The organism is Serratia sp. CY43202 (genome assembly GCF_052168755.1).
In the GTDB taxonomy this organism is placed as follows: domain Bacteria; phylum Pseudomonadota; class Gammaproteobacteria; order Enterobacterales; family Enterobacteriaceae; genus Serratia; species Serratia bockelmannii.
In genome coordinates this window covers 160,997-183,252 of record NZ_JBJNMB010000004.1, presented here as the reverse complement: position 1 = coordinate 183,252, position 22,256 = coordinate 160,997, and the positions used below count along the sequence as shown (strand labels likewise).

General features: G+C 58.0%; 16 protein-coding genes. 6 read left to right on the top strand and 10 right to left on the bottom strand.

What is annotated here, in order from left to right; translation table 11 throughout:
* Positions 1-176 precede the first annotated feature (176 nt).
* On the top strand, positions 177-1,583 hold the full coding sequence (gene hglS, locus ACJ8J5_RS10030; RefSeq protein WP_414104597.1) for a 2-oxoadipate dioxygenase/decarboxylase HglS: 1,407 nt from the start codon (positions 177-179) through the stop codon (positions 1,581-1,583).
* Positions 1,584-1,585: 2 nt separating this feature from the next.
* On the opposite strand, the gene lpxK is transcribed toward hglS, so the two are convergent.
* From lpxK to ansB, 9 genes are all read right to left on the bottom strand, one after another.
* Positions 1,586-2,566: a tetraacyldisaccharide 4'-kinase gene (lpxK, locus tag ACJ8J5_RS10025; RefSeq protein ID WP_151428743.1), complete on the bottom strand. Its 981-nt coding sequence runs from the start codon at positions 2,564-2,566 to the stop codon at positions 1,586-1,588.
* Positions 2,566-4,314 (bottom strand): lipid A ABC transporter ATP-binding protein/permease MsbA, encoded by a 1,749-nt coding sequence (msbA, locus tag ACJ8J5_RS10020; RefSeq protein ID WP_025302279.1) that lies wholly within the window; start codon positions 4,312-4,314, stop codon positions 2,566-2,568. Before msbA ends, lpxK begins: the two co-directional genes overlap by 1 nt.
* Before the next feature lie 35 nt (positions 4,315-4,349).
* On the bottom strand, positions 4,350-6,614 hold the full coding sequence (locus ACJ8J5_RS10015) for a ComEC family protein (protein WP_442520478.1): 2,265 nt from the start codon (positions 6,612-6,614) through the stop codon (positions 4,350-4,352).
* Between the two features lie 282 nt (positions 6,615-6,896).
* Positions 6,897-7,181, bottom strand: a complete 285-nt coding sequence (gene ihfB, locus ACJ8J5_RS10010; RefSeq protein ID WP_004928264.1) for an integration host factor subunit beta — start codon at positions 7,179-7,181, stop codon at positions 6,897-6,899.
* A gap of 62 nt (positions 7,182-7,243) precedes the next feature.
* Positions 7,244-8,917: a 30S ribosomal protein S1 gene (rpsA, locus tag ACJ8J5_RS10005; protein ID WP_004928267.1), complete on the bottom strand. Its 1,674-nt coding sequence runs from the start codon at positions 8,915-8,917 to the stop codon at positions 7,244-7,246.
* Between the two features lie 184 nt (positions 8,918-9,101).
* Positions 9,102-9,791 carry a (d)CMP kinase gene (cmk, locus tag ACJ8J5_RS10000; RefSeq protein ID WP_004928270.1) on the bottom strand — a complete coding sequence of 230 codons (690 nt, stop codon included), beginning with the start codon at positions 9,789-9,791 and terminating at the stop codon, positions 9,102-9,104.
* 262 nt (positions 9,792-10,053) lie between these two features.
* A complete protein-coding gene (gene aroA / locus ACJ8J5_RS09995) occupies positions 10,054-11,340 on the bottom strand; it encodes a 3-phosphoshikimate 1-carboxyvinyltransferase (protein WP_173889777.1) in 1,287 nt (428 codons plus the stop codon).
* Between the two features lie 114 nt (positions 11,341-11,454).
* The gene (gene serC / locus ACJ8J5_RS09990) at positions 11,455-12,540 is read right to left on the bottom strand and encodes a 3-phosphoserine/phosphohydroxythreonine transaminase (RefSeq protein ID WP_025302275.1); all 1,086 of its coding nucleotides are present in this window, start codon (positions 12,538-12,540) and stop codon (positions 11,455-11,457) included.
* Between the two features lie 302 nt (positions 12,541-12,842).
* The gene (ansB, locus tag ACJ8J5_RS09985; RefSeq protein WP_127146691.1) at positions 12,843-13,889 is read right to left on the bottom strand and encodes an L-asparaginase 2; all 1,047 of its coding nucleotides are present in this window, start codon (positions 13,887-13,889) and stop codon (positions 12,843-12,845) included.
* A gap of 148 nt (positions 13,890-14,037) precedes the next feature.
* Here ansB and ycaO point away from each other — a divergent pair, with 148 nt between their 5' ends.
* The 4 genes from ycaO (at position 14,038) to pflA (ending at position 20,480) form a co-directional block, all read left to right on the top strand.
* Complete coding sequence (gene ycaO, locus ACJ8J5_RS09980) at positions 14,038-15,801, top strand: 30S ribosomal protein S12 methylthiotransferase accessory factor YcaO (RefSeq protein ID WP_060432817.1); 1,764 nt, start codon at positions 14,038-14,040, stop codon at positions 15,799-15,801.
* 460 nt (positions 15,802-16,261) lie between these two features.
* Positions 16,262-17,122 (top strand): formate transporter FocA, encoded by an 861-nt coding sequence (focA, locus tag ACJ8J5_RS09975; RefSeq protein ID WP_060432816.1) that lies wholly within the window; start codon positions 16,262-16,264, stop codon positions 17,120-17,122.
* A gap of 54 nt (positions 17,123-17,176) precedes the next feature.
* Positions 17,177-19,459: a formate C-acetyltransferase gene (gene pflB / locus ACJ8J5_RS09970; protein WP_414104596.1), complete on the top strand. Its 2,283-nt coding sequence runs from the start codon at positions 17,177-17,179 to the stop codon at positions 19,457-19,459.
* 280 nt (positions 19,460-19,739) lie between these two features.
* A complete protein-coding gene (pflA, locus tag ACJ8J5_RS09965; protein WP_015377324.1) occupies positions 19,740-20,480 on the top strand; it encodes a pyruvate formate lyase 1-activating protein in 741 nt (246 codons plus the stop codon).
* A 47-nt stretch (positions 20,481-20,527) separates the two neighbouring features.
* Here pflA and ACJ8J5_RS09960 read toward each other — a convergent pair whose 3' ends face one another.
* On the bottom strand, positions 20,528-21,679 hold the full coding sequence (locus ACJ8J5_RS09960) for an MFS transporter (protein ID WP_033637849.1): 1,152 nt from the start codon (positions 21,677-21,679) through the stop codon (positions 20,528-20,530).
* Positions 21,680-21,842: 163 nt separating this feature from the next.
* Here ACJ8J5_RS09960 and ACJ8J5_RS09955 point away from each other — a divergent pair, with 163 nt between their 5' ends.
* Entirely contained in the window at positions 21,843-22,208 is a 366-nt protein-coding gene (locus ACJ8J5_RS09955; RefSeq protein WP_147823326.1) for a DUF1801 domain-containing protein, read from the top strand.
* The last annotated feature ends 48 nt before the right edge of the window (positions 22,209-22,256 follow it).

Sequence of the window (22,256 nt, the reverse complement as noted above, 5' to 3'; positions counted from 1 at the left end):
GTGCGCTACAAATGAGAGCTAACGCATAAAACTCTAATATGCTTGCCACGTCTATAACAAATCCCAAATCAGATGGCTAAACTTGAGGGGAAAACAAGGCAGACGGCTTTTTCGCCAGCACTTTTGCCGCTAAAAACACGATTTTTCAGATTATGCTGAATCAAGGAGCTATGCGCATGACCGCCCAGCAGTTCGTTTCACCTAATGAAATCCGCGCCAGATTCTCTCACGCGATGTCGGACATGTACCAAAAGGAGGTACCGCTGTACGGCGATCTGCTGGAGCTGGTGGCGGAAACCAACCGACAGGTTCTGCGCGAAGATGCCGCACTGGCTCATCAACTGCAAATCACCGGCGAGATCGAACGCCTTGCGATGGAGCGCCACGGCGCGATCCGGGTCGGCACTGCTGGCGAACTGGCCACCCTGCGCCGTCTGTTCCGGGTGATGGGCATGGCGCCGGTCGGTTACTATGATCTGTCTGTGGCGGGCGTTCCCGTGCACTCGACCGCCTTTCGCGCCGTACACGAAGACGCGCTGCAGGTCAGTCCGTTCCGCGTATTTACCTCCTTGCTTCGCCTGGAGCTGATAGAAGATCCCGCGCTGCGTGAGCTGGCCGAAGGCTTGCTGGCGCGCCGCCGTATCTTTACCGATCGCGCGTTGGAACTGATCGCGTTGCAGGAAGCGCAAGGCGGGCTAAATGAAGTACAGGCGCAAGAATTTGTCGAACAAGCGCTGGAAACCTTCCGCTGGCACAACCAGGCGACGGTCAGCGCCGAAGAATACCGGCAGCTACACGATCAGCATCGCCTGATCGCCGACGTGGTGGCGTTTAAAGGGCCGCATATCAATCATCTGACACCGCGCACGCTGGATATCGATCGCGTTCAACAGGCGATGCCCGCCCGCGGTATTACGCCCAAAGCGGTCATCGAGGGCCCGCCTCGGCGCCGTCGCGCGATCCTGCTGCGCCAGACCAGCTTCAAGGCGTTAGAAGAACGCGTCGATTTCGTTGAGCGCGACGGCCGCGTCGTCGCCGGTCATCATACCGCGCGGTTCGGCGAGATCGAACAGCGCGGCGTGGCGCTGACGACGAAAGGACGCGAACTTTACGATCGTCTTCTGCAGGCCACCAACGATGCGCTGCAGACGCCGCCGAGCGAGAAAAATGCCGAACGCTATTATCAGCTGCTGGAAGAAAACTTCCGGGCATTTCCGGATGATTACGCCACGCTGCGCGAGCAACAGCTGGCCTGGTTCCGCTATTTCCCGACCGAATGCGGCCTGGCGGCCAAAGAATCGCTGGATAAGCACAGCACCCTGGAGCAACTGATCGAGAAAGAACACGTTCGCTTCCAGCCACTGGTGTATGAAGATTTTCTGCCGGTCAGCGCGGCGGGGATTTTCCAGTCGAATCTGGGGGACAGCCGCCACGCGCAGTACAACGCCGCTTCCAGCCGGGCAGCGTTTGAACACGCGTTGGGCAGTGAGGTGATCGACGAGCTGGCGCTGTATCAGCAAACCCAGCAGCGTTCGCTGGAAGCCTGCGCGCAAGCCCTGGGGCTTGTCACGCTGGCGTCCTGAGGTTACTTAGCCAGTAGAGACTCGATATCCTGCAGCAGTTGCTCAGCCTGAGCGGAAGGTAGCACCGCATCAACCGGTAAATACCACCAATTAGGCTGGGCAAAGGCGCGGCATTTCACCGCGTCCTTCTCCGTCATCAGCAGCGTTTGCTCTGCATTAACCAACGCCGCCAGCTGCGCCTGCTGATATTCCTGATGATCGGCAAACGCCACTTCCTGCACCACCTCGACGTTCAGCTTTTCCAACGTCGCGAAGAAACGCGGCGGATGGCCGATACCCGCCATCGCCACCACGCGCGGCAGCTCGGCCGCCGGACGACGTTCACCGCTCAGCAGGTTCACTGCGTCACGCGCCTGCAGACGCATAGCAATTTCTCCGGCCTGCGCCACGCCGCCATTGGCGACACGCGCATCGACGCTGCCAAGCCGCGCAGCACGCTCACGCATCGGTCCGGCCGGCAACCACCAGCCGTTACCGAACCGACGCACACCGTCGATGACCACCAGCTCGAAGTCACGCTGTAAAGCATAGTGCTGCAAGCCGTCGTCGGTGATGATCACATCCAGCGGCTGTTGTTGCAGCAGAGCCTGCACCGCCTCGGCGCGCTTGGGCGCGATCGCCACGGGCGCCCCGGTACGCTGATAAATCAGCACCGGCTCATCCCCCGCCTCGCGGGTCGATGTATTCTGACCCAGCACCAGAGGATAGACCGCCGACTTGCCGCCGTAGCCGCGCGACACCACCCCAACGCGGTAGCCCCGCTGCTGCAGGTGTTCCACCAGCCAGATCACCATCGGCGTTTTGCCGTTGCCGCCGGCGGTGAGATTACCCACCACCACCACCGGCACCGGCGAACGCCAACTTTTACGCAGGCCGCAGCGGTAACTGAGGCGGATCAGCCAGCTGAACAGGCCATACAGCCACGAGAGCGGCAATAGCGCCAGATAAAGCAACGAACCGCCGGACCAGATGCGCTCAATCATTATTGACCAAACTGCATGCGGTGCAGTTGCGCATAGGCGCCCTGCCGTTCAAGCAACTCGGTGTGTTCGCCGCGTTCAACAATGCGACCATCTTCCACCACCAGGATCTCGTCCGCCTTCTCAATCGTCGACAGGCGGTGCGCGATCACTAATGAAGTACGGTCTTTCTGCAACTCGTCCAGCGCAGCCTGAATGGCACGTTCGGACTCGGTATCCAGCGCAGACGTCGCCTCATCCAGGATCAGGATCGGGCAGTCGCGCAGCAACGCACGCGCGATGGCGATACGCTGACGTTGGCCGCCGGACAGCATTACGCCGTTCTCACCGATCACCGTATCCAGGCCGTTCTCCATCTTGTTGATGAAGTCCATTGCGTACGCCATTTCGGCCGCTTTCTCAATCTGCTCGCGGCTATATTCACTCTCGCGTGCATAGGCAATGTTGTTGGCGATGGTGTCGTTGAACAGGTGCACGTTTTGCGAGACCAGCGCTACCTGATTGCGCAGCGAGGCCAGGGTATATTCGCGCAAATCGTGGCCATCCATCAGGATTTCGCCTTCTTGGATATCGTAGAAACGCGTCAACAGGTTGGCGATAGTGGATTTACCCGAACCGGAACGGCCCACCAAGGCGACGGTCTTGCCTTCGGCGATTTTCAGGTTGATATCACGCAGCGCCGGCGTTTCCTTGGATGGGTAGTAGAAAGTGACGTTGCGGAATTCGATATCGCCTTTCGCACGCTTCACTTCGCGGGTGCCGGTGTCTTTTTCCTGTTCCATGTCCAAAATGGAGAACAGCGTCTGGCATGCCGCCATCCCGCGTTGGAACTGGGCATTGACGTTGGTCAGCGACTTCAGCGGGCGCATCAGCGCGATCATCGATGAGAACACCACGGTAATGGTACCGGCGGTCAGGGTTGCCATCACGCTTGGGAAGCTGGCGGCAAACAGCACGAACGCCAGCGCCAGCGAAGCGATCAGCTGAATGATCGGATCGGAAATCGAAGACGCGGAAACCAGTTTCATGCCCTGTTGACGCATGCGGTTGCTGACCGAGTTGAAGCGCTCGGTTTCCACCTGCTGGCCACCGAAGATCAGCACTTCTTTATGGCCTTTCAGCATCTGTTCGGCGCTGGTGGTCACCTGCCCCATCGTGTTCTGCATGTTCTTGCTGATGTTGCGGAAACGCTTGGAGACCAGGCGAATAGCGATGGAGACGATCGGCGCCAGCACGATCAGGATCACCGACAGCTGCCAGCTGTAGTAGAACATCATGATGAACAGGCCAATGATCGAAGCCCCTTCACGCACCACGGTCACCAGCGCGCTGGACGAGGAGGAAGCTACCTGCTCGGAATCATAGGTAATGCGTGACAGCAAAGTCCCGGTGGACTGTTGATCGAAGAAGGCCACCGGCATTCTCATCATGTGGCCAAACAGGCGGCGACGCATCTGCATCACCACCATGCCGGAAACCCAGGAAATGCAGTAGCTTGAAACAAAGCTGGTTACGCCGCGCATCAGCATCAGCGCGATGACGGCCAACGGCATCCACACCAGCACGCTGCTGTCGGTTTTTCCAAACCCATCGTCCAATAGCGGTTTAAGCAGAGACAGCATCAGCGTGTCCCCCGCTGCGTTCATAATCAACGCAATGGCGGCCACAATCAGCCCGGTCTTAAAAGGAGTGATCATCGGCCAGAGTCGACGGAATGTCTGCCAGGTCGAGAGATCTTTATCATTCATCATGCAAATACCAGCATCGGAAGAAATAGCGGCCTATTTTACTCATTATCACCCTCTACGCCAAACCGCTGATGGTACCAACGGGGCATTAATTGTTCGCGAAAGCCTTTAATTTGCCAATCGTTGTCGAAAAAAAGTACCGATAACTGGCCGGAGCGCGTCGTATCGCGCCATATAATGCCATTTGCCCGGTATCTGGCGACCACTTTACGCGCCGGCAAACGCCATTTGTTGTAACGAGATGCTGACGCCAATGCCGCCTGAGGATTGACCGCGCGCAGAAACGGCGGCGTGGAAGAGGTTCTGCTGCCATGGTGCCCCACCTGCAACACCGTAGCCGCCAAGCGATCGCGCCGTAACCGGAGCAGCTGCGCCTCCGCCTTTTTTTCCGCGTCGCCGGTAAGCAGCATGCTGTGTTTCCCGTCGTCGATACGGATCACGCAAGAGTCGTCATTACCCGGCTTTTTACGCGTTTTCGGCGGCCACAGCACTTCGAATTGCAACCCCTGCCAGCGCCAGCGCTCACCGGCGACGCAGGGCAAGTGCCCCTCCCCGCGCATCGGGCTGCGCACCGTAGCCTGTGGAAACACCCGCCGCACAGCAGGCACCCCACCGGTATGATCGAGGTGGTCATGGCTGATAATGATCTGTTCCAGTTCAATACCCCGCCAGTTCAGCATTGGCAAAATATGCCGCTCGGCGGCGCTGCCACCCGGCCAACGATCGCCGGTATCGTACAGTATTCCTTTGCCGTTTCGCTCAATGACCACCGCCAAGCCGTGCCCAACATCAAGCATATCGACTCGCCAGCGGTAAGCCGGTTCTTTTTCCCGCCACAGCACGCAGCATATCGCTATCGTCGCCAGTCCCGACGCATAACGCCGCCACCAATGAAAGCGCCAACAGACGACGATGAGCCATCCCGCCGCGCTGGCCAACAGCGAAGCCGCGCCCAAATCCACCCAGCCGCGTTGCAGGTAATGCAGCGGCACAAATACCCACTGCAGCGTGAAGTCCGCCAGCCACCATAGCCCGTAGCTTAACGAGGGAAAGAAGCCAAACATCACCGCCAGCAAAATCAGCGGCACCGTTACTAAGGAGACAATAGGTACCGCCCACAAATTGGCCGGCAGCGAGGTCAGCGTCAGGCCCAGAAACAGCGCGGCCTGCATCGGCACCAGCAGCAACGTCATGCCGAGCTGAATATGCAGCCAACGCACCGGTGCCCAATACCAGGTCGAACGAAATCGCTCGCCGAGCGGTGCCCATTCGAACCAAAAAATCAGGCACCCCACCGCCAGTACCGACAGCCAGAAACTGTCTGACAAGACCGCCAGCGGATCGCACAGCAAAATAAGCCCGACACACCACAGCCACACCTGCCAGGAAGAACAATGAACGCCGCGCAAGCGCAGCAGCATCCACAACGTCATCGCCAACGCGGTGCGTACCGCCGGCGGCTGGGCGCCTACCAACCAGACATAGATCAGCGTCGCTACCCAGCCCGCGACCAGCGGAAAGCGATAGCCAATTAGATGAGAAGGAAGAAAAAACTGCAGCGCACGCAATGTAACCCAGAACAAGATGGCGACCATCGCCACATGCAACCCTGAGATCGCCATCAAGTGTGCGATGCCGGTTTTCAACATCAGCATGCGCAAAGCCTGCTCCAGCGCGGTTCGCTCCCCAAATGCCAACGCCAGCAATACAGCCTTGTAACGCAGCTCGCCGATATTGGTTTCCGCATGGCTGATTATGCGCTGGCGTAGGCCGCAATCGCCATCCAGCAAACGAGCCTGCCTGACTTGCCCAGTCAACGGCTGGCGTTGTGCGATCGCCCACCGTTGGCTGTCGAAGCCGCCTTCATTGAGTTTGCCATGTACCGGCCGCAAACGCAGTTTCAATTGCCAACGCTGCCCGGCGCACAGGCGCTGCTGTTCCGGGGCCCATAGCGTGGTAAACGTCAATGCAGGTACCAACCAATGACCATCTATCCGCTCGATGCGCATCAGCGCCTGTTTACTGGCGGCGGGCTTCAGCGCGATGCTGCTAACCTGCACCACCGCCGTCACATCCGGCCCGCGACTTAAGCGCTCCACTTGCCCAATCAGGCTTCCGGCGTTGAAAACCGCCCACGCGAACCCCAATCCCAGGCAGGCCAAATAACGGCAGAACGGCCAACGAATGCGCAGCAGTAAACCGGCAACAAGCAGCATCGGCCACAGCTGCCATTGCTCAGGCAACTGCGGTAAAACCAGCAGCGGCAGGATGCCGCAGATAACGGCGAATATCGCCAGATCCAGCGAAATTTTGATCGCTCTTCTCCCATCGGCTCCGCCATGAGCAAAAGCGCGTCATGGCAAGCAAGCAGGATCATTCAGCCGACATGTCACCGCCAGCGGGCTTTAATGAAGATGCGGTGAACATGGCAGGATAAGAGAGATCTATGCAGGAGCCACATCGTAAATGCGGCGCGGTGCGCAATTCCTAAGCGGAGCAGGGAGAACCGCAGGCGAAAAAAAACGGCGCCTTAAAGGCACCGTTTTATATTCTTTTCAAGCAACAACGCTATGAGCAGTCAGCGACTAGCCATAGATATTGGCGCGGTCACGCAACTCTTTGCCTGGTTTGAAGTGAGGAACGTACTTGCCGTCCAGCTCAACTTTGTCACCGGTTTTCGGGTTGCGACCTACACGCGGGGCACGGTAGTGAAGAGAAAAACTGCCGAATCCGCGGATCTCAATGCGTTCGCCCTCGGCCAGCGTAGCGGCCATGTGCTCAAGCATCTCTTTCACTGCATCCTCAACGGCCTTCGCCGGAATATGAGATTGCTGGCCAGCAAGTCTTTCAATAAGTTCAGACTTGGTCATAGTACCTCCAAGCTTTGCAGCTAAACTACCGTATCGGGGCGGTCAGAAACCGCCCCCCGTCATTACTCGCCTTTAGCCGCTTTGAAAGCTTCAGCCATTGCGTTAGAGAAGTTGCCTTCTTCCTGTTTGTTGTTAACAGTTGCGATGGCGTCTTTCTCGTCAGCTTCGTCCTTAGCACGTACGGACAGGCTTACAACGCGGTTCTTACGGTCAACGCCGGTGAATTTAGCTTCAACTTCGTCACCTACGTTCAGAACCAGAGTTGCATCTTCAATGCGGTCGCGAGAGGCTTCAGATGCACGCAGGTAACCTTCTACGCCGCCTGCCAATTCAACTGTAGCACCTTTGGCGTCAACTGCAGTGACTTTACCAGTAACAATAGCACCTTTCTTGTTCATAGACAGGTAGTTATTGAACGGGTCTTCAGCCAGCTGCTTCACGCCCAGGGAGATACGCTCGCGCTCTGCGTCAACTTGCAGAACAACCGCAGCGATTTCGTCGCCTTTCTTGTATTCACGTACTGCTTCTTCGCCTGCAACGTTCCAGGAGATGTCAGACAGGTGAACCAGGCCGTCGATGCCGCCGTCCAGGCCGATGAAGATACCGAAGTCAGTGATAGACTTGATTTTACCTTCAACGCGGTCGCCCTTGTTGTGGGTCTCTGCGAACTGCTGCCATGGGTTGGATTTGCACTGCTTCAGGCCCAGGGAGATACGACGACGTTCTTCATCGATGTCCAGAACCATCACTTCCACTACGTCGCCCACGTTAACAACTTTGGACGGATGGATGTTTTTGTTGGTCCAATCCATTTCAGAAACGTGTACCAGACCTTCAACGCCTTCTTCGATTTCTACGAAGCAGCCGTAATCAGTCAGGTTGGTTACACGACCAGTCAGCTTGGTGCCTTCTGGGTAACGTTTCGCGATAGCAACCCATGGATCTTCGCCCAGCTGTTTCAGGCCCAGGGAGACACGAGTACGCTCGCGGTCGAACTTCAGCACTTTAACAGTGATTTCATCGCCAACGTTGACGATTTCGCTTGGGTGCTTAACGCGTTTCCAAGCCATGTCAGTGATGTGCAGCAGGCCGTCTACGCCGCCCAGATCAACGAATGCACCGTAGTCAGTGAGGTTCTTAACGATACCTTTGACTTCCATGCCTTCCTGCAGGTTTTCCAGCAGTTGATCGCGCTCAGCGCTGTTCTCGGATTCGATAACCGCACGGCGAGAAACGACAACGTTGTTGCGCTTCTGATCCAGCTTGATGACTTTGAACTCAAGCTCTTTGCCTTCCAGGTGCAGAGTGTCACGTACCGGACGCACGTCAACCAGGGAACCTGGCAGGAACGCGCGGATGCCGTTCAGCTCGACGGTGAAGCCACCCTTCACTTTGCCGTTGATAACACCGGTTACAGTCTCAGCTTCTTCGTAGGCTTTTTCCAGCGTGATCCAAGCTTCGTGACGCTTAGCTTTCTCACGGGACAGCAGGGTTTCACCGAAGCCGTCTTCAACAGCATCCAGAGCAACGTCAACTTCGTCACCAACCTGGATTTCCAGCTCGCCCTGGGCGTTTTTGAATTGCTCAGCCGGGATGGCAGACTCAGATTTCAGACCGGCGTCAACCAGTACGATATCTTTGTCGATAGCAACAACGACGCCACGAACGATGGAACCCGGGCGGGTTTCGATTTCTTTTAAGGATTCTTCAAAGAGTTGAGCGAAAGATTCAGTCATGTTGTTAATCTTCAGGGTTCTTTAGTTTAACGTCCATTTAGCGTCCCGCCGAATGGGGTTGTTTCACATACCCCGCCATTGGCTCCATGCCGACAGGGTTTAAGGTTACAGGGGTAAAATTTTACCCGATATATTGCGATACCGCTATGACAAATATGACAAAAAGCCAATAGCGCCGCCGCGCTTATTGCTGCGGCAACGCCAACACTTTCTGTGCATACGTCAACGCCTGCCGGATCACTTCTTCGATCGACATACTGGTAGAATCCAGCACGAGGGCGTCAGAAGCAGGCACCAGAGGCGCGATAGGCCGATTACGGTCACGGTCGTCCCGTTCCTTTATCTCGGCTAAAAGACGTTCAAAGTTAACATTAAAGCCCTTCTCCTGCAACTGCAGCATGCGGCGGTGTGCGCGCTCCTCCGAGCTGGCGTCGAGGAAAATCTTGACCGGCGCGTCCGGGAACACCACCGTGCCCATATCGCGACCGTCGGCAATCAGGCCGGGCGCTTCGCGGAATGCGCGCTGGCGGCGCAGCAACGCCTCGCGCACGCGAGGAAACGCCGCCGCTTGCGACGCGGTGTTGCCGACGGTTTCGGTGCGGATCTCATTGCTGACGTCCTCACCTTCCAAAATCACCTGCAGCTTGCCGTCCTGGGCAACGAAGCGAACGTCGAGATGTGCGGCCAGCGGAACCAGCGCTTCCTCAGAAGTGATATCCACCTGATGATGCAACGCCGCCAGCGCCAGCACGCGATAGATCGCGCCGGAATCCAGCAAACGCCAACCAAGGGACTCGGCCAACGCTTTACACAGCGTGCCTTTGCCTGCGCCACTTGGTCCATCAACGGTTATCACCGGGGCTGTAGCCGTCATTTCTCTCTCCTTCAGGTAGAAAACCTCACAGAGACACGGCGCGCTTCGACTCGAAGCCCGTGCGCTCTGCCACCTGCCCAATCAGGGGCAAATACGGTGGCGTATTATACGCTGCCCTACGGCAATCTGTTACCCTGGAACTGTCCGGTTGTTGAAAATAAGCGCACAACCGCGAAAAAGTATAGAAGAAACGCCGGTCGCCGAAGGTTAAAAACGATAAAGGCCCACAAAGGGGCCTTAAAATAAACGATTTGACGGGTTACTACGCCGGCTGGCTGATGCGCGCCAACTGCTCGAAATAATCCGGGAAGGTTTTCGCGGTGCATTTCGGATCGAGAATGGTGACCGGGGTATCCGACAGCGCCACCAGCGAGAAGCACATCGCCATGCGGTGATCGTTGTAGGTACCGATCTCGGCAAACTGCAGTTTGGCCGGCGGCACGACGTGAATGTAGTCTTCGCCCTCGTCCACTTCCGCCCCCACTTTACGCAGCTCGGTGGCCATCGCCGCCAGACGGTCGGTCTCCTTCACCCGCCAGTTGTAGATATTGCGGATGGTGGTCGGCCCCTCGGCGAACAACGCCGCGGTGGCGATAGTCATCGCCGCGTCCGGAATGTGGTTCATGTCCATGTCGATGCCGTGCAGTTCACCGCGGCTGCACTCGATGAAATCGTCGCCCCAGGTGATGCGCGCGCCCATTTTCTCCAGCACATCGGCGAATTTGGTATCGCCCTGCACGCTATTGCGGCCGATGCCGGTCACGCGCACGGTGCCGCCTTTGATCGCCGCCGCCGCCAGGAAGTAGGAGGCGGAAGAAGCGTCGCCCTCAACCAGATAATCGCCCGGCGCGATATACGTCTGGCGCCCTTGGATATGGAACACCCGGTAGTTGTCGTGGCTCACCGATACGCCGAAGGTACGCATCAGATGCAGCGTGATGTCGATGTACGGCTTGGAAACCAACTCGCCCTTGATGTGGATCTGCGTATCCTGCGGCGCCAGCGGCGCGGTCATCAGCAACGCGGTCAGGAACTGGCTGGAGACGCTGCCGTCAACGGTGACGTCGCCGCCCAGGAAGCCGCCGCGCAGGCGAATCGGCGGGTAATCGGTCTGCTCGAGATAATCAATCTGCGCCCCGCCCTGGCGCAACGCGTCCACCAGATGGCCGATCGGGCGCTCTTTCATGCGCGGTTCACCGGTCAACACCACGTCGCCTTCGCCGAGGCACAGCGCCGCCGCCAATGGGCGCATCGCCGTACCGGCGTTGCCGAGGAACAGTTCCAGCGGCTGGCCGGCCACCAGCGGCCCGGCCACGCCGGTCACTTCGCACACGGTACGATCGGCGGAAAGTTGATAGTTCACACCCAACGCCTGCAACGCGTTCAGCATATGACGCACGTCGTCGCTGTCCAGCAGGTTAGTCAGCCGGGTCGTGCCTTTCGCCAGCGCCGCCAGCAGCAGAGCGCGGTTAGAAACGCTCTTCGAGCCGGGTAAGTTGACGGTGCCATTGACCAGGGCGACCGGTTGTAACGTCAGGGAATCCACCATGTGAACAAAACTCTCCAATTCTGATAAACGAAACGGCTCCGGAATAATGCCGGAGCCGCTTTAATGCAAAAGGACAACAGCCTGAGGCAGCCCGCGCCTGGCGGGCTGACGGAATCAACCGTGACGACGTTCGAAGTCGGCCATGAAGTCGGTCAGCGCCTGCACGCCGGCCAGCGGCATCGCATTGTAAATAGAAGCGCGCATGCCGCCAACTACCCGGTGGCCTTTCAGCGCCTGCAGGCCGATGGCCTCGGCTTCGCTGAGGAACACTTTGTCCAGCGCCGCATCGGCCAGTTGGAACGGCACGTTCATCCACGAGCGGTTGGCGATGGCCACCTGGCTGCGGTAGAAGTCGGATTTATCGATGGTCGCGTACAGCAGCTCGGCCTTGGCCTGATTGCGTTTTTGCATCTCCACCAGGCCGCCCTGCTCTTTCAGCCATTTGAACACCAGCCCGGACAGGTACCAGGCGAAGGTCGGCGGGGTGTTGAACATCGAATCGTTCTCGGCCAGCACGGTGTAGTCGAGGATCGACGGCACTTCTTTGCGCGCCTTGCCCAGCAGATCGTCACGCACGATCACCAGCGTCAGGCCGGCCGGGCCGATATTTTTCTGCGCGCCGGCGTAAATCACGCCGAAGCGGCTGACGTCGAGCGGGCGGGACAGGATGGTCGAGGAGTAATCGCCGATCACCACTTTGTCGCCGAAGTCCGGCGTTTCATCGATGGCCACGCCGTCGATGGTCTCATTCGGGCAATAGTGCACATAGGCCGCGTCGGCGCTGAGTTGCCACTCTTTCATCGGCTTGATGCCGCTCAGGCCGTCGATGCGGGTTTTCACGTCGATGACGTTCGGGGTGCAATACTTTTCTGCTTCCTTGATGGCGCTGTGCGCCCAATAGCCGCCGTCGATATAGTCAGCGGTGACCTTGTCGCCCAGCAGGTTCAGCGGCAGCGCGGCAAATTGTGCGCGGGCGCCGCCGTGGCAAAACAGCACCTTATAGTTGGAGGGGACTTTCAGCAGATCGCGCAGATCCTGTTCCGCCTGCTCGGCAACGGCGATGAATTCTTTGCTGCGGTGACTGATCTCCATCACTGACGTGCCCAGGCCGTGCCAGTTGCACAGTTCCTGTTCCGCACGACGCAACACTTCCACCGGCAGCATCGCCGGGCCAGAGCTAAAATTATAAACCTGAGTCATTTCCCCTCACCACATTCACTGTTCGCCGCAGAAAAGCGACCTGTCGAAAAGATGCCCGAAGTTAACGCTCGCGTTAACCAACCCATCGGTTTTATCACTCACGCCCCATGGCTGCAACGCTTATTCGCCCGCCGGCGGCAAACGGTCGCGCCGGATGATGACAGGCTCTGCGGCCATCGCGATTGTTTGGACGATAAAACCCTGCGACATGGGGAAATTCAGCGGGTTAACGCGGTGCTTTATGCTGTATTCAGCCGAGATGGCTGCGGGAACCCGGTCGGCCCCCGCAGGAGAGAAAACGATCAGTACTGATTGAACATCTGCTGGATTTGCTTCGCGTCTTTGGCTTGCGTCAGCGCGAGCTGCAGCAAAATGCGCGCTTTTTGCGGATTCAGCGTGCCGGCGGCCACGAAGCCGTACTTGGCGTCGTCCACTTCCGCATCTTCGGTAGTGGCGCCGGTCGGTACGCGCGAAGAACGCACCACCGCCACGCCGTTGTGTGCCGCCGTCGCCAGTGTGTCGAACACCGTTTTATACAGGTTGCCGTTGCCGACCCCGGCGCTGACGATGCCCTGGTACCCTTCGGCGATCAGCGCCTTGACCGGCGCATCGGAGGCGTTGGCGTAGTTGTAGACGATGCCGACCTTCGGCAGTTCGTTCAGCTTGCTGACGTCGAACGGCGTATCACGGGTATGCTTGCGCTGCGGTGAGCGCTGGTAATCGACCTTGCCGTTGTGGATATACCCGAGCGGGCCAAAGTTCGGCGACTGGAAGGTCTGCACGGCGGTGGTATTGGTCTTGGTGACGTCGCGCGCGTCCAGCACGGTGTCGTTCATCGCCACCAGCACCCCGCGGTTGGCCGATTGCGGATCCGCCGCCGTCACCACCGCATTATACAGGTTGAACGGACCATCGGCGCTCATCGCCGTCGCCGGTCGCATCGCCCCGACAAGCACCACCGGCTTGTCGCACTTCACCGTCAGATCGAGGAAGTAGGCCGTCTCTTCCAGCGTATCGGTGCCGTGGGTGATGACGAAGCCGTCGGTTTTGCCGCAGTCGGCGTCAATTTTCTTCACCAGCGTCAGCCAGACCTGATCGTTCATGTCCTGCGAGCCGATGTTCACCACCTGCTCCCCCTGCACGTTGGCGATATCTTTCAGCGCCGGCACCGCATCGACCAGCGCCTCGACACCCAGCTTGCCCGCGGTATAGTTAGATTTCGTCGCCGAATCGCCGCCACCGGCGATGGTGCCGCCGGTCGCCAGCAGGGTGATGTTGGGCAGCGCCAGCGCCGAGGCGCTGACGCCGGTCAACAAGAGGATTAACACGCTGAGTTTCACTGATTTCATTAGATTTCTCCGTGACAGATAACTCGCTGAATTATGGCCTTTATCCTTAAAAAAACTGTGACTTTGCCACCGCTTTAGGAATACGTGGAGCTCCAGCGTAAAACCCCGTATCATTGCGCGTTTTTAGTACGCGCAAAAAGTGAAGACAATGACGCAAACTTTTATCCCCGGTAAAGACGCCGCTCTGGAAGACTCCATCGCCCGTTTCCAGCAGAAACTGAGCGACCTCGGTTTCAACATCGAAGAAGCCTCCTGGCTGAATCCAGTGCCGCACGTGTGGTCGGTGCACATTCGCGATCGCGATTGCCCGCTGTGCTTCACCAACGGCAAAGGCGCCAGCAAAAAAGCCGCGCTGGCCTCCGCGCTGGGTGAATATTTCGAGCGCCTGTCCACCAACTACTTCTTCGCCGATTTCTATCTGGGCAAGCAGATCGCCGAAGGCGACTTCGTGCACTACCCGAATGAGAAATGGTTCCCGATCCCGGCGGACGATACGCTACCGGCCGGCATCCTCGACGAGCGTCTGCACGCCTTCTACGATCCGCAACAAGAGCTGAGCGCCAGCGATCTTGTCGATCTGCAATCCGGTAACGCCGATCGCGGCGTGTGTGCGCTGCCGTTTACCCGTCAGTCCGACCAGCAAACCGTGTACATCCCGATGAATATCATCGGCAACCTGTATGTTTCCAACGGCATGTCCGCCGGCAACACCGCCAACGAAGCGCGGGTGCAGGGCCTGTCGGAAGTGTTCGAGCGCTATGTGAAAAATCGCATCATCGCCGAATCCATCAGCCTGCCGGCGATCCCGGACGAAGTGCTGAATCGCTATCCGGGCGTGGTGGAAGCCATCGCCAAACTGGAAGAGGAAGGTTTCCCGATCCTCTCCTATGATGCCTCGCTGGGCGGCAACTACCCGGTAATCTGCGTGGTGCTGTTCAACCCGACCAACGGCACCTGCTTCGCCTCGTTCGGCGCGCACCCGGACTTCGGCGTGGCGCTGGAGCGCACGGTAACCGAGCTGCTGCAGGGCCGCAGCCTGAAAGATCTCGACGTGTTCACCGCACCGACCTTCGATGACGAAGAAGTGGCGGAACACACCAACCTGGAAACGCACTTCATCGACTCCAGCGGCCTGATCTCCTGGGATCTGTTCAAGCAGGATGCGGACTATCCGTTCGTTGACTGGAGCTTCAGCGGCAGCACGCAGGAAGAGTTCGCCACCCTGATGAGCATCTTCGACAAAGAAGACGCGGAAGTGTACATCGCCGACTACGAGCACCTGGGCGTCTACGCTTGCCGCATCATCGTGCCGGGCATGTCCGATATCTACCCGGCAGAAGACCTGCTGCTGGCCAACAACAGCATGGGCGCGCACCTGCGCGATACGCTGCTGGCGCTGCCGGGCAGCGAGTGGGAGCCGGAAGAGTACCTGGCGCTGATCGAGCAGTTGGACGACGAAGGGCTGGACGACTTCACCCGCGTACGCGAACTGCTGGGCATTGCCAGCGGCAAAGACAATGCCTGGCATACCCTGCGCGTGGGCGAGCTGAAGTCGATGCTGGCGCTGGCGGGCGGCGATCTGGATCAGGCGCTGATCTGGACCGAATGGACGCAGGACTTCAATGCCTCGGTGCTGAGCCCGGCGCGCAGCAACTACTACCGCTGCCTGCAAACGCTGCTGCTGCTGGCGCAGGAGCCTGAACGCGAAGCGGCGCAGTACTACACCGCGTTCGTGAAGATGTACGGCCAGGAAGCGGTCGACGCCGCCTCCGCCGCCATCAGCGGTGAAGCGCGCTTCAACGGGCTGTTCGCCGTCGATGCCGATCTGAAGGCGCTGCCGGCCCACCAGGCGCTGCTGGCGGCCTACGAGAAGCTGCAGGCGGCCAAACGCCGCCACTGGGCCAAGGCCTAAGCATCATCAGGGGTACTGCCACTTTGGGAGTACCCCTGCTGCCAAACGCCGCACTTCGCTGCGGCGTTTTCATTTTTGCGGTGTATTTCAACGCATTCGCTTTTATTTTCTCGCGGGAAAATTGGCGGTTAAACGACCATAAAAATAAATAAACCGTCAATTGTTGCCGGACGGTGAAATAATAATTAACCGATAATTAAACTTTCAGCGCTGCGCGGCGACAAAACGCCTAAAAATTTAACTTTACCCTACGCCGTCCACCCGGTGAATTCAAAAAATTTTGCAAACATTAAAAAAATGTTTTTACTTAAAAATCAATAAATTAACCATAAAAACCACACAAAAAACACGTCATTTTGCCGCTCTACTTCCCCGCCTTATGATCCAAATCAAATTTTCCCCTATACTGCTTTGCTAGTATCTCATTGCGTTGTTTTAACCCTTAAGAGCGAGAGTTAGTTTGAAAACTGACAGCCCCTTCGATCTGATTTTACCTGCGGCCACGGCGAAAATCGCTGAAGATGCCGGCGTGTATAAAGCCACCAAACATCCGCTGAAAACGTTTTATTTGGCGATCACCGCCGGTGTCTTCATTTCCATCGCCTTCGTCTTCTACATCACGGCGACCACCGGTACCGCCGGCGTGCCTTTCGGGCTGGCGAAACTGGTTGGTGGCATCTGCTTCTCTCTCGGGTTAATGCTGGTGGTGGTGTCGGGCGCCGACCTGTTCACCTCTACCGTACTTATCGTCATCGCCAAGGCCAGCGGCCGTATCAGCTGGGGCCAGCTGGGCGCCAACTGGCTGAACGTTTATCTCGGCAATCTGATCGGCGCGCTGTTCTTCGTGGCGCTGATCTGGTTCTCCGGCGAGTATATGGTCGCCAACGGCCAGTGGGGCCTGAATGTCCTGCAAACCGCAGACCATAAGCTGCATCACACCTTTATCGAAGCCGTGTGCCTCGGCATTCTGGCCAACCTGATGGTCTGCCTGGCGGTCTGGATGAGCTACTCCGGCCGTACCCTGACAGACAAGATGCTCGCCATGGTGCTGCCGGTCGGTATGTTTGTCGCCAGCGGCTTCGAACACAGCATCGCCAACATGTTTATGATCCCTATGGGCATCGTGGTCAAACACTTCGCCACGCCGGAGTTCTGGCAAGCCGTAGGGGCGGTACCTGAGCAATTCGCTCATCTGACAGTAAGCAACTTCATCATCGACAACCTGATTCCGGTCACCATCGGCAACATCATCGGCGGCGGCCTGTTGGTTGGGTTGACTTACTGGGTAATTTATCTGCGCGGGGGCCGCGAGCAGCACTAAGCTGTGAGTTACCACGCGCAGAGTTAGAAATCCACAATCAAAGGTAGGTGTACAATGACCGAACTTAACGAGAAATTAGCCAACGCTTGGGAAGGTTTCAGCAAGGGTGACTGGCAGAATGAAGTCAACGTTCGTGACTTCATCCAGAAAAACTACACGCCTTATGAGGGTGACGAATCCTTCCTGGCTGGCGCTACTCAAGCCACCACCACCTTGTGGGACAAGGTTATGGAAGGGATCAAACTGGAAAACCGCACTCACGCGCCGGTTGATTTCGACACCAACGTTGCTTCAACCATCGTTTCTCACGACGCGGGTTACATCGCCAAAGAGCTGGAAACCATCGTGGGGCTGCAGACCGACGCCCCTCTGAAACGCGCGCTGATCCCGTTCGGCGGTATCAAAATGGTCGAGGGTTCGTGCAAAGTGTACGGCCGCGAACTGGATCCGCAGCTGAAAAAAGTGTTCACCGAATACCGTAAAACCCACAACCAGGGCGTATTCGACGTTTACACCAAAGACATCCTGAACTGCCGTAAATCCGGCGTGCTGACCGGTCTGCCAGATGCCTACGGCCGTGGCCGCATCATCGGCGACTACCGCCGCGTGGCGCTGTACGGTATCGACTTCCTGATGGCCGACAAGCTGAACCAGTTCAAATCGCTGCAGGAAAAACTGGAAAACGGCGAAGATCTGGAAATGACCATCCAGCTGCGCGAAGAGATCGCTGAACAGCACCGCGCTCTGGCTCAGATCAAAGAGATGGCCGCCAAATACGGTTACGACATCTCCGGCCCGGCCACCAGCGCGCAAGAAGCGGTGCAGTGGACCTACTTTGGCTACCTGGCCGCGGTGAAATCCCAGAACGGCGCCGCCATGTCCTTCGGCCGCGTGTCCACCTTCCTCGACGTGTTTATCGAGCGCGACATCAAGGCGGGCAAACTGACCGAAGAACAAGCGCAGGAACTGATCGACCACCTGGTGATGAAACTGCGTATGGTGCGCTTCCTGCGTACCCCTGAGTACGATGAGCTGTTCTCCGGCGACCCAATCTGGGCAACGGAATCCCTGGCCGGTATGGGCGTAGACGGCCGTACCCTGGTCACCAAAAACAGCTTCCGCTTCCTGAACACCCTGTACACCATGGGGCCGTCTCCGGAGCCGAACATGACCATCCTGTGGTCTGAGAAGCTGCCGCTGAACTTCAAGAAATTCGCGGCGAAAGTGTCCATCGACACCTCTTCCGTTCAGTACGAAAACGACGACCTGATGCGTCCTGACTTCAACAACGATGACTACGCCATCGCTTGCTGCGTCAGCCCAATGATCGTCGGTAAGCAAATGCAGTTCTTCGGCGCCCGCGCCAACCTGGCGAAAACCATGCTGTACGCCATCAACGGCGGCGTTGACGAAAAACTGAAAATGCAGGTCGGCCCGAAAGAAGCGCCGATGATGGACGAAGTGCTGGACTATGACAAAGTCATGGCGCGCATGGACCACTTTATGGATTGGCTGGCCAAGCAATACGTGACCGCGCTGAACATCATTCACTACATGCACGACAAGTACAGCTACGAAGCTGCGCTGATGGCGCTGCATGACCGTGACGTTTATCGCACCATGGCTTGCGGCATCGCCGGTCTGTCCGTTGCGGCCGACTCCCTGTCCGCCATCAAGTACGCGAAAGTCACCACCATTCGCGACGAAGACGGCCTGGCTATCGACTTTAAAGTGGAAGGCGAGTATCCACAGTTCGGTAACAACGACGCCCGCGTCGATGACATCGCCTGTGACCTGGTGGAACGTTTCATGAAGAAAATTCAGAAACTGCGCACCTACCGCAACGCGGTACCGACTCAGTCCGTACTGACCATCACCTCCAACGTGGTATACGGTAAGAAAACCGGTAACACCCCGGATGGCCGCCGCGCCGGTGCACCGTTCGGCCCAGGCGCCAACCCGATGCACGGCCGTGACAAGAAAGGCGCAGTAGCCTCCCTGACCTCGGTAGCCAAACTGCCGTTTGCCTACGCGAAAGACGGGATCTCCTACACCTTCTCTATCGTGCCTAACGCGCTGGGTAAAGACGACGACGTGCGGAAAGCCAACCTGGCGGGCCTGATGGATGGTTACTTCCATCATGAAGCCTCCATCGAAGGCGGTCAGCACCTGAACGTCAACGTAATGAACCGTGAAATGCTGCTGGACGCGATGGAAAACCCTGAGAAATACCCTCAGCTGACCATCCGCGTCTCCGGTTACGCCGTGCGCTTCAACTCGCTGACCAAAGAGCAACAGCAGGACGTCATTACTCGTACCTTCACTCAAACGATGTAATACGCCAACCGGGCGGGAAACCGCCCGGTGCCAACGACAGGGCCGGTTCTGCCGGCCCTTTTCTTCCACCGCTCTCCCCTGACTCTGTGCGAGTCTGTTTTGCCGGACATCTATACTGAATGGATAGCCGGCAAAACAGTTATCCGGCAACTGACCGGCCGACAGGCATCATTACCCCCGGTGGCGGCTCCACCCGCTGCTGCATCGCAGATACCTGGCCGGCGGCCACGCGCCTATTTTTAGACTGCGTTTGACAGTCAATATTGGAGAAAACCCCGCAATGTCAGTAACTGGTCGCATCCACTCCTTCGAATCCTGCGGCACCGTCGATGGGCCCGGGATCCGCTTTATCGTCTTCTTCCAGGGCTGCCTGATGCGCTGCCTCTATTGCCATAACCGCGACACCTGGGATACCCACGGCGGCAAAGAAGTGACCGTCGAAGAGCTGATGAAAGACGCGGTGGCCTACCGCCACTTCATGAACGCCTCCGGCGGCGGCGTGACCGCGTCCGGCGGCGAGGCGATCCTGCAGGCTGAATTCGTGCGCGACTGGTTCCGCGCCTGCCACGCCGAAGGCATCAATACCTGCCTGGACACCAATGGCTTCGTGCGCCGCTACGATCCGGTGATTGACGAGCTGCTGGACACCACCGATCTGGTGATGCTGGATCTGAAACAGATGAACGACGAGATCCACCAGAACCTGGTCGGCGTCTCCAACCACCGCACGCTGGAATTCGCCCGCTACCTGGCGAAACGCAACCAGCGCACCTGGATCCGCTACGTGGTGGTGCCGGGCTGGTCAGACGACGACAAATCGGCGCACCTGCTGGGTGAGTTCACCAAGGACATGACCAACATCGAGAAAATCGAGCTGCTGCCCTACCACGAGTTGGGCAAGCACAAATGGGTGGCGATGGGGGAAGAGTATAAGCTGGACGGCGTTCATCCGCCGAAGGCAGAGACCATGGATCGCGTCAAAGGCATCCTGGAAAGCTACGGCCACAAAGTCATTTACTGATTGGCGCAGCGCAAAGAAAAACCGGCTCATGGCCGGTTTTTTTATGCTCAGGCGGCGGCGAACGGCGTGTGATGGTGATCCGGCTTCTGCTTCTTCAGCAGCATCAGCAGGTAAACCAGCGCCACGGCGGCGATCATCACGAACAACACGCGATCGGAGTAGTTTTGCATCAGCAGCGCCGTCATCGACGGGCCCAGCAGGCTGCCGATGGTGTAACTCATCAGCAGTGCCTGGTTCATCGCCACCAACTCGTGCGGCAGCGCCTTCTCGCAGGCCCAGGACATCGCCACCGGGTACAGGGTAAAGCCGGCGCAGCCGAGGATGAACAGCGAAGGCGCCATGGCGTAGTTACCGAGCATCGCCACGCTGGCGAGGATCACCACGAACACCTGAATGCGCAGCACCAGCAGGCGCCCGTAACGATCGGCCAGGCGCCCGACCGGCCATTGGCCGACGATGCCGGAGCTGACCAGCAGCGCCATCCAGTAACCGACGTTGGCATCGCTCATGCCCTGATGGGAGAGGTACAGCGGCATCAGGCCGTACAGCGAACCGAGCACGATGCCGGAAATGATGCAGCCGTTGATACCGAGGCGCGCGCTGCGGCGTCTCAGCATTGTCCACACCGCCGCCTGCTGCGGCTCGTCTTCATGGCGGTTGACCCGTGCAAACAGCATCGGCAACATCGCGCTGATCACAATGGCGGTCACCCACGGCACCACGTGCAGCAATTCCGTCGAGGTCATGCTCAACAGCAATTGGCCGGTCACCGTACCGAGGTAATAGACAATCATATAGGCCGCCAGCAGCTGGCCGCGGTTGCTGAGATTGCCGCTGCGCAACAGCGCGCTCTCCACGATCACCCAAATCCAGGCGCAGCCGACGCCGGCGAAGAAGCGCCAGCCCAGCCAGCTCCAAAAATCGATCGACAGCACCATGCCGGCGGTCGCGGCGGCGAACACCAGACAAGAAAGATGATAGCTGCGGGTAAAGCCGACGCGCTGAATCAGTTTGCCCGCCACCAGCGTGCCCAACAGGTTGCCGCTGAAATAAGAGGAGCTGACCATTCCCACCTGCCAGGTTGACAGCTGAGCATGGGTTAACCAAAGAGGCACGAGCGTATTCAAAACGGCAATGGATACCGTGAGCAGCAAGAGGCCGCAGAGCAATAAGAGCACTGGGCGAGAGTATGCGGACATAGTGAGATTGTGACCGAACGCGCAATGAGAGTGCGCGCATCATGCCACTGGCGATAAAAAAGTCAATCGCCTCTTATCATTCCACCGCACGATTTGTTTCCGGCTAACCGGCTGAAAAAGCGCTATGCTCAGCGCAGAGCGGATTTAACGATGAGGAGGCAAGATGGATCACGCAAATGATGCGGCGGTAGAAGCCCTGCTGGCGGATATCGGCAGCACGCACGGTGAGCTGCTGGCCATTGTGCAGCAGGTACGTCGGATCGCCGCGACGAGCGGCAGTGGCGTCACCGAATCGGTCAAATACGGCGGCATCATGTTCTCGCATACTCAATTTTTCTGCGGCGTTTTCGCCTACCGCAATCACGTCACGGTGGAGTTCGGCCACGGCTACCGGATGGCAGACAGCCATCATCAGCTCGAAGGCAACGGCCAGTATCGGCGGCACATCAAGCTCCACTCGTCCGGCGAGGTGAAAAGCAAACATCTTGCGGACTACATTCAACAGGCTTACGCGCTGACGACAGACTGAATTCTCAACATAAAAAAAGCGCCCGCAGGCGCTTTTTTCTCGTAGTTT

What these genes read in the sequence shown, in the direction of transcription:
- cmk (WP_004928270.1), bottom strand. Translation starts at nt 9,791, where the DNA reads ATGACGGCTACAGCCCCGGTGATAACCGTTGATGGACCAAGTGGCGCA.
- ACJ8J5_RS09955 (WP_147823326.1), top strand. Translation starts at nt 21,843, where the DNA reads ATGGATCACGCAAATGATGCGGCGGTAGAAGCCCTGCTGGCGGATATC.
- lpxK (WP_151428743.1), bottom strand. Translation starts at nt 2,566, where the DNA reads ATGATTGAGCGCATCTGGTCCGGCGGTTCGTTGCTTTATCTGGCGCTA.
- ansB (WP_127146691.1), bottom strand. Translation starts at nt 13,889, where the DNA reads ATGAAATCAGTGAAACTCAGCGTGTTAATCCTCTTGTTGACCGGCGTC.
- msbA (WP_025302279.1), bottom strand. Translation starts at nt 4,314, where the DNA reads ATGATGAATGATAAAGATCTCTCGACCTGGCAGACATTCCGTCGACTC.
- ycaO (WP_060432817.1), top strand. Translation starts at nt 14,038, where the DNA reads ATGACGCAAACTTTTATCCCCGGTAAAGACGCCGCTCTGGAAGACTCC.
- ihfB (WP_004928264.1), bottom strand. Translation starts at nt 7,181, where the DNA reads ATGACCAAGTCTGAACTTATTGAAAGACTTGCTGGCCAGCAATCTCAT.
- serC (WP_025302275.1), bottom strand. Translation starts at nt 12,540, where the DNA reads ATGACTCAGGTTTATAATTTTAGCTCTGGCCCGGCGATGCTGCCGGTG.
- rpsA (WP_004928267.1), bottom strand. Translation starts at nt 8,917, where the DNA reads ATGACTGAATCTTTCGCTCAACTCTTTGAAGAATCCTTAAAAGAAATC.
- aroA (WP_173889777.1), bottom strand. Translation starts at nt 11,340, where the DNA reads ATGGTGGATTCCCTGACGTTACAACCGGTCGCCCTGGTCAATGGCACC.
- ACJ8J5_RS09960 (WP_033637849.1), bottom strand. Translation starts at nt 21,679, where the DNA reads ATGTCCGCATACTCTCGCCCAGTGCTCTTATTGCTCTGCGGCCTCTTG.
- pflB (WP_414104596.1), top strand. Translation starts at nt 17,177, where the DNA reads ATGACCGAACTTAACGAGAAATTAGCCAACGCTTGGGAAGGTTTCAGC.
- hglS (WP_414104597.1), top strand. Translation starts at nt 177, where the DNA reads ATGACCGCCCAGCAGTTCGTTTCACCTAATGAAATCCGCGCCAGATTC.
- pflA (WP_015377324.1), top strand. Translation starts at nt 19,740, where the DNA reads ATGTCAGTAACTGGTCGCATCCACTCCTTCGAATCCTGCGGCACCGTC.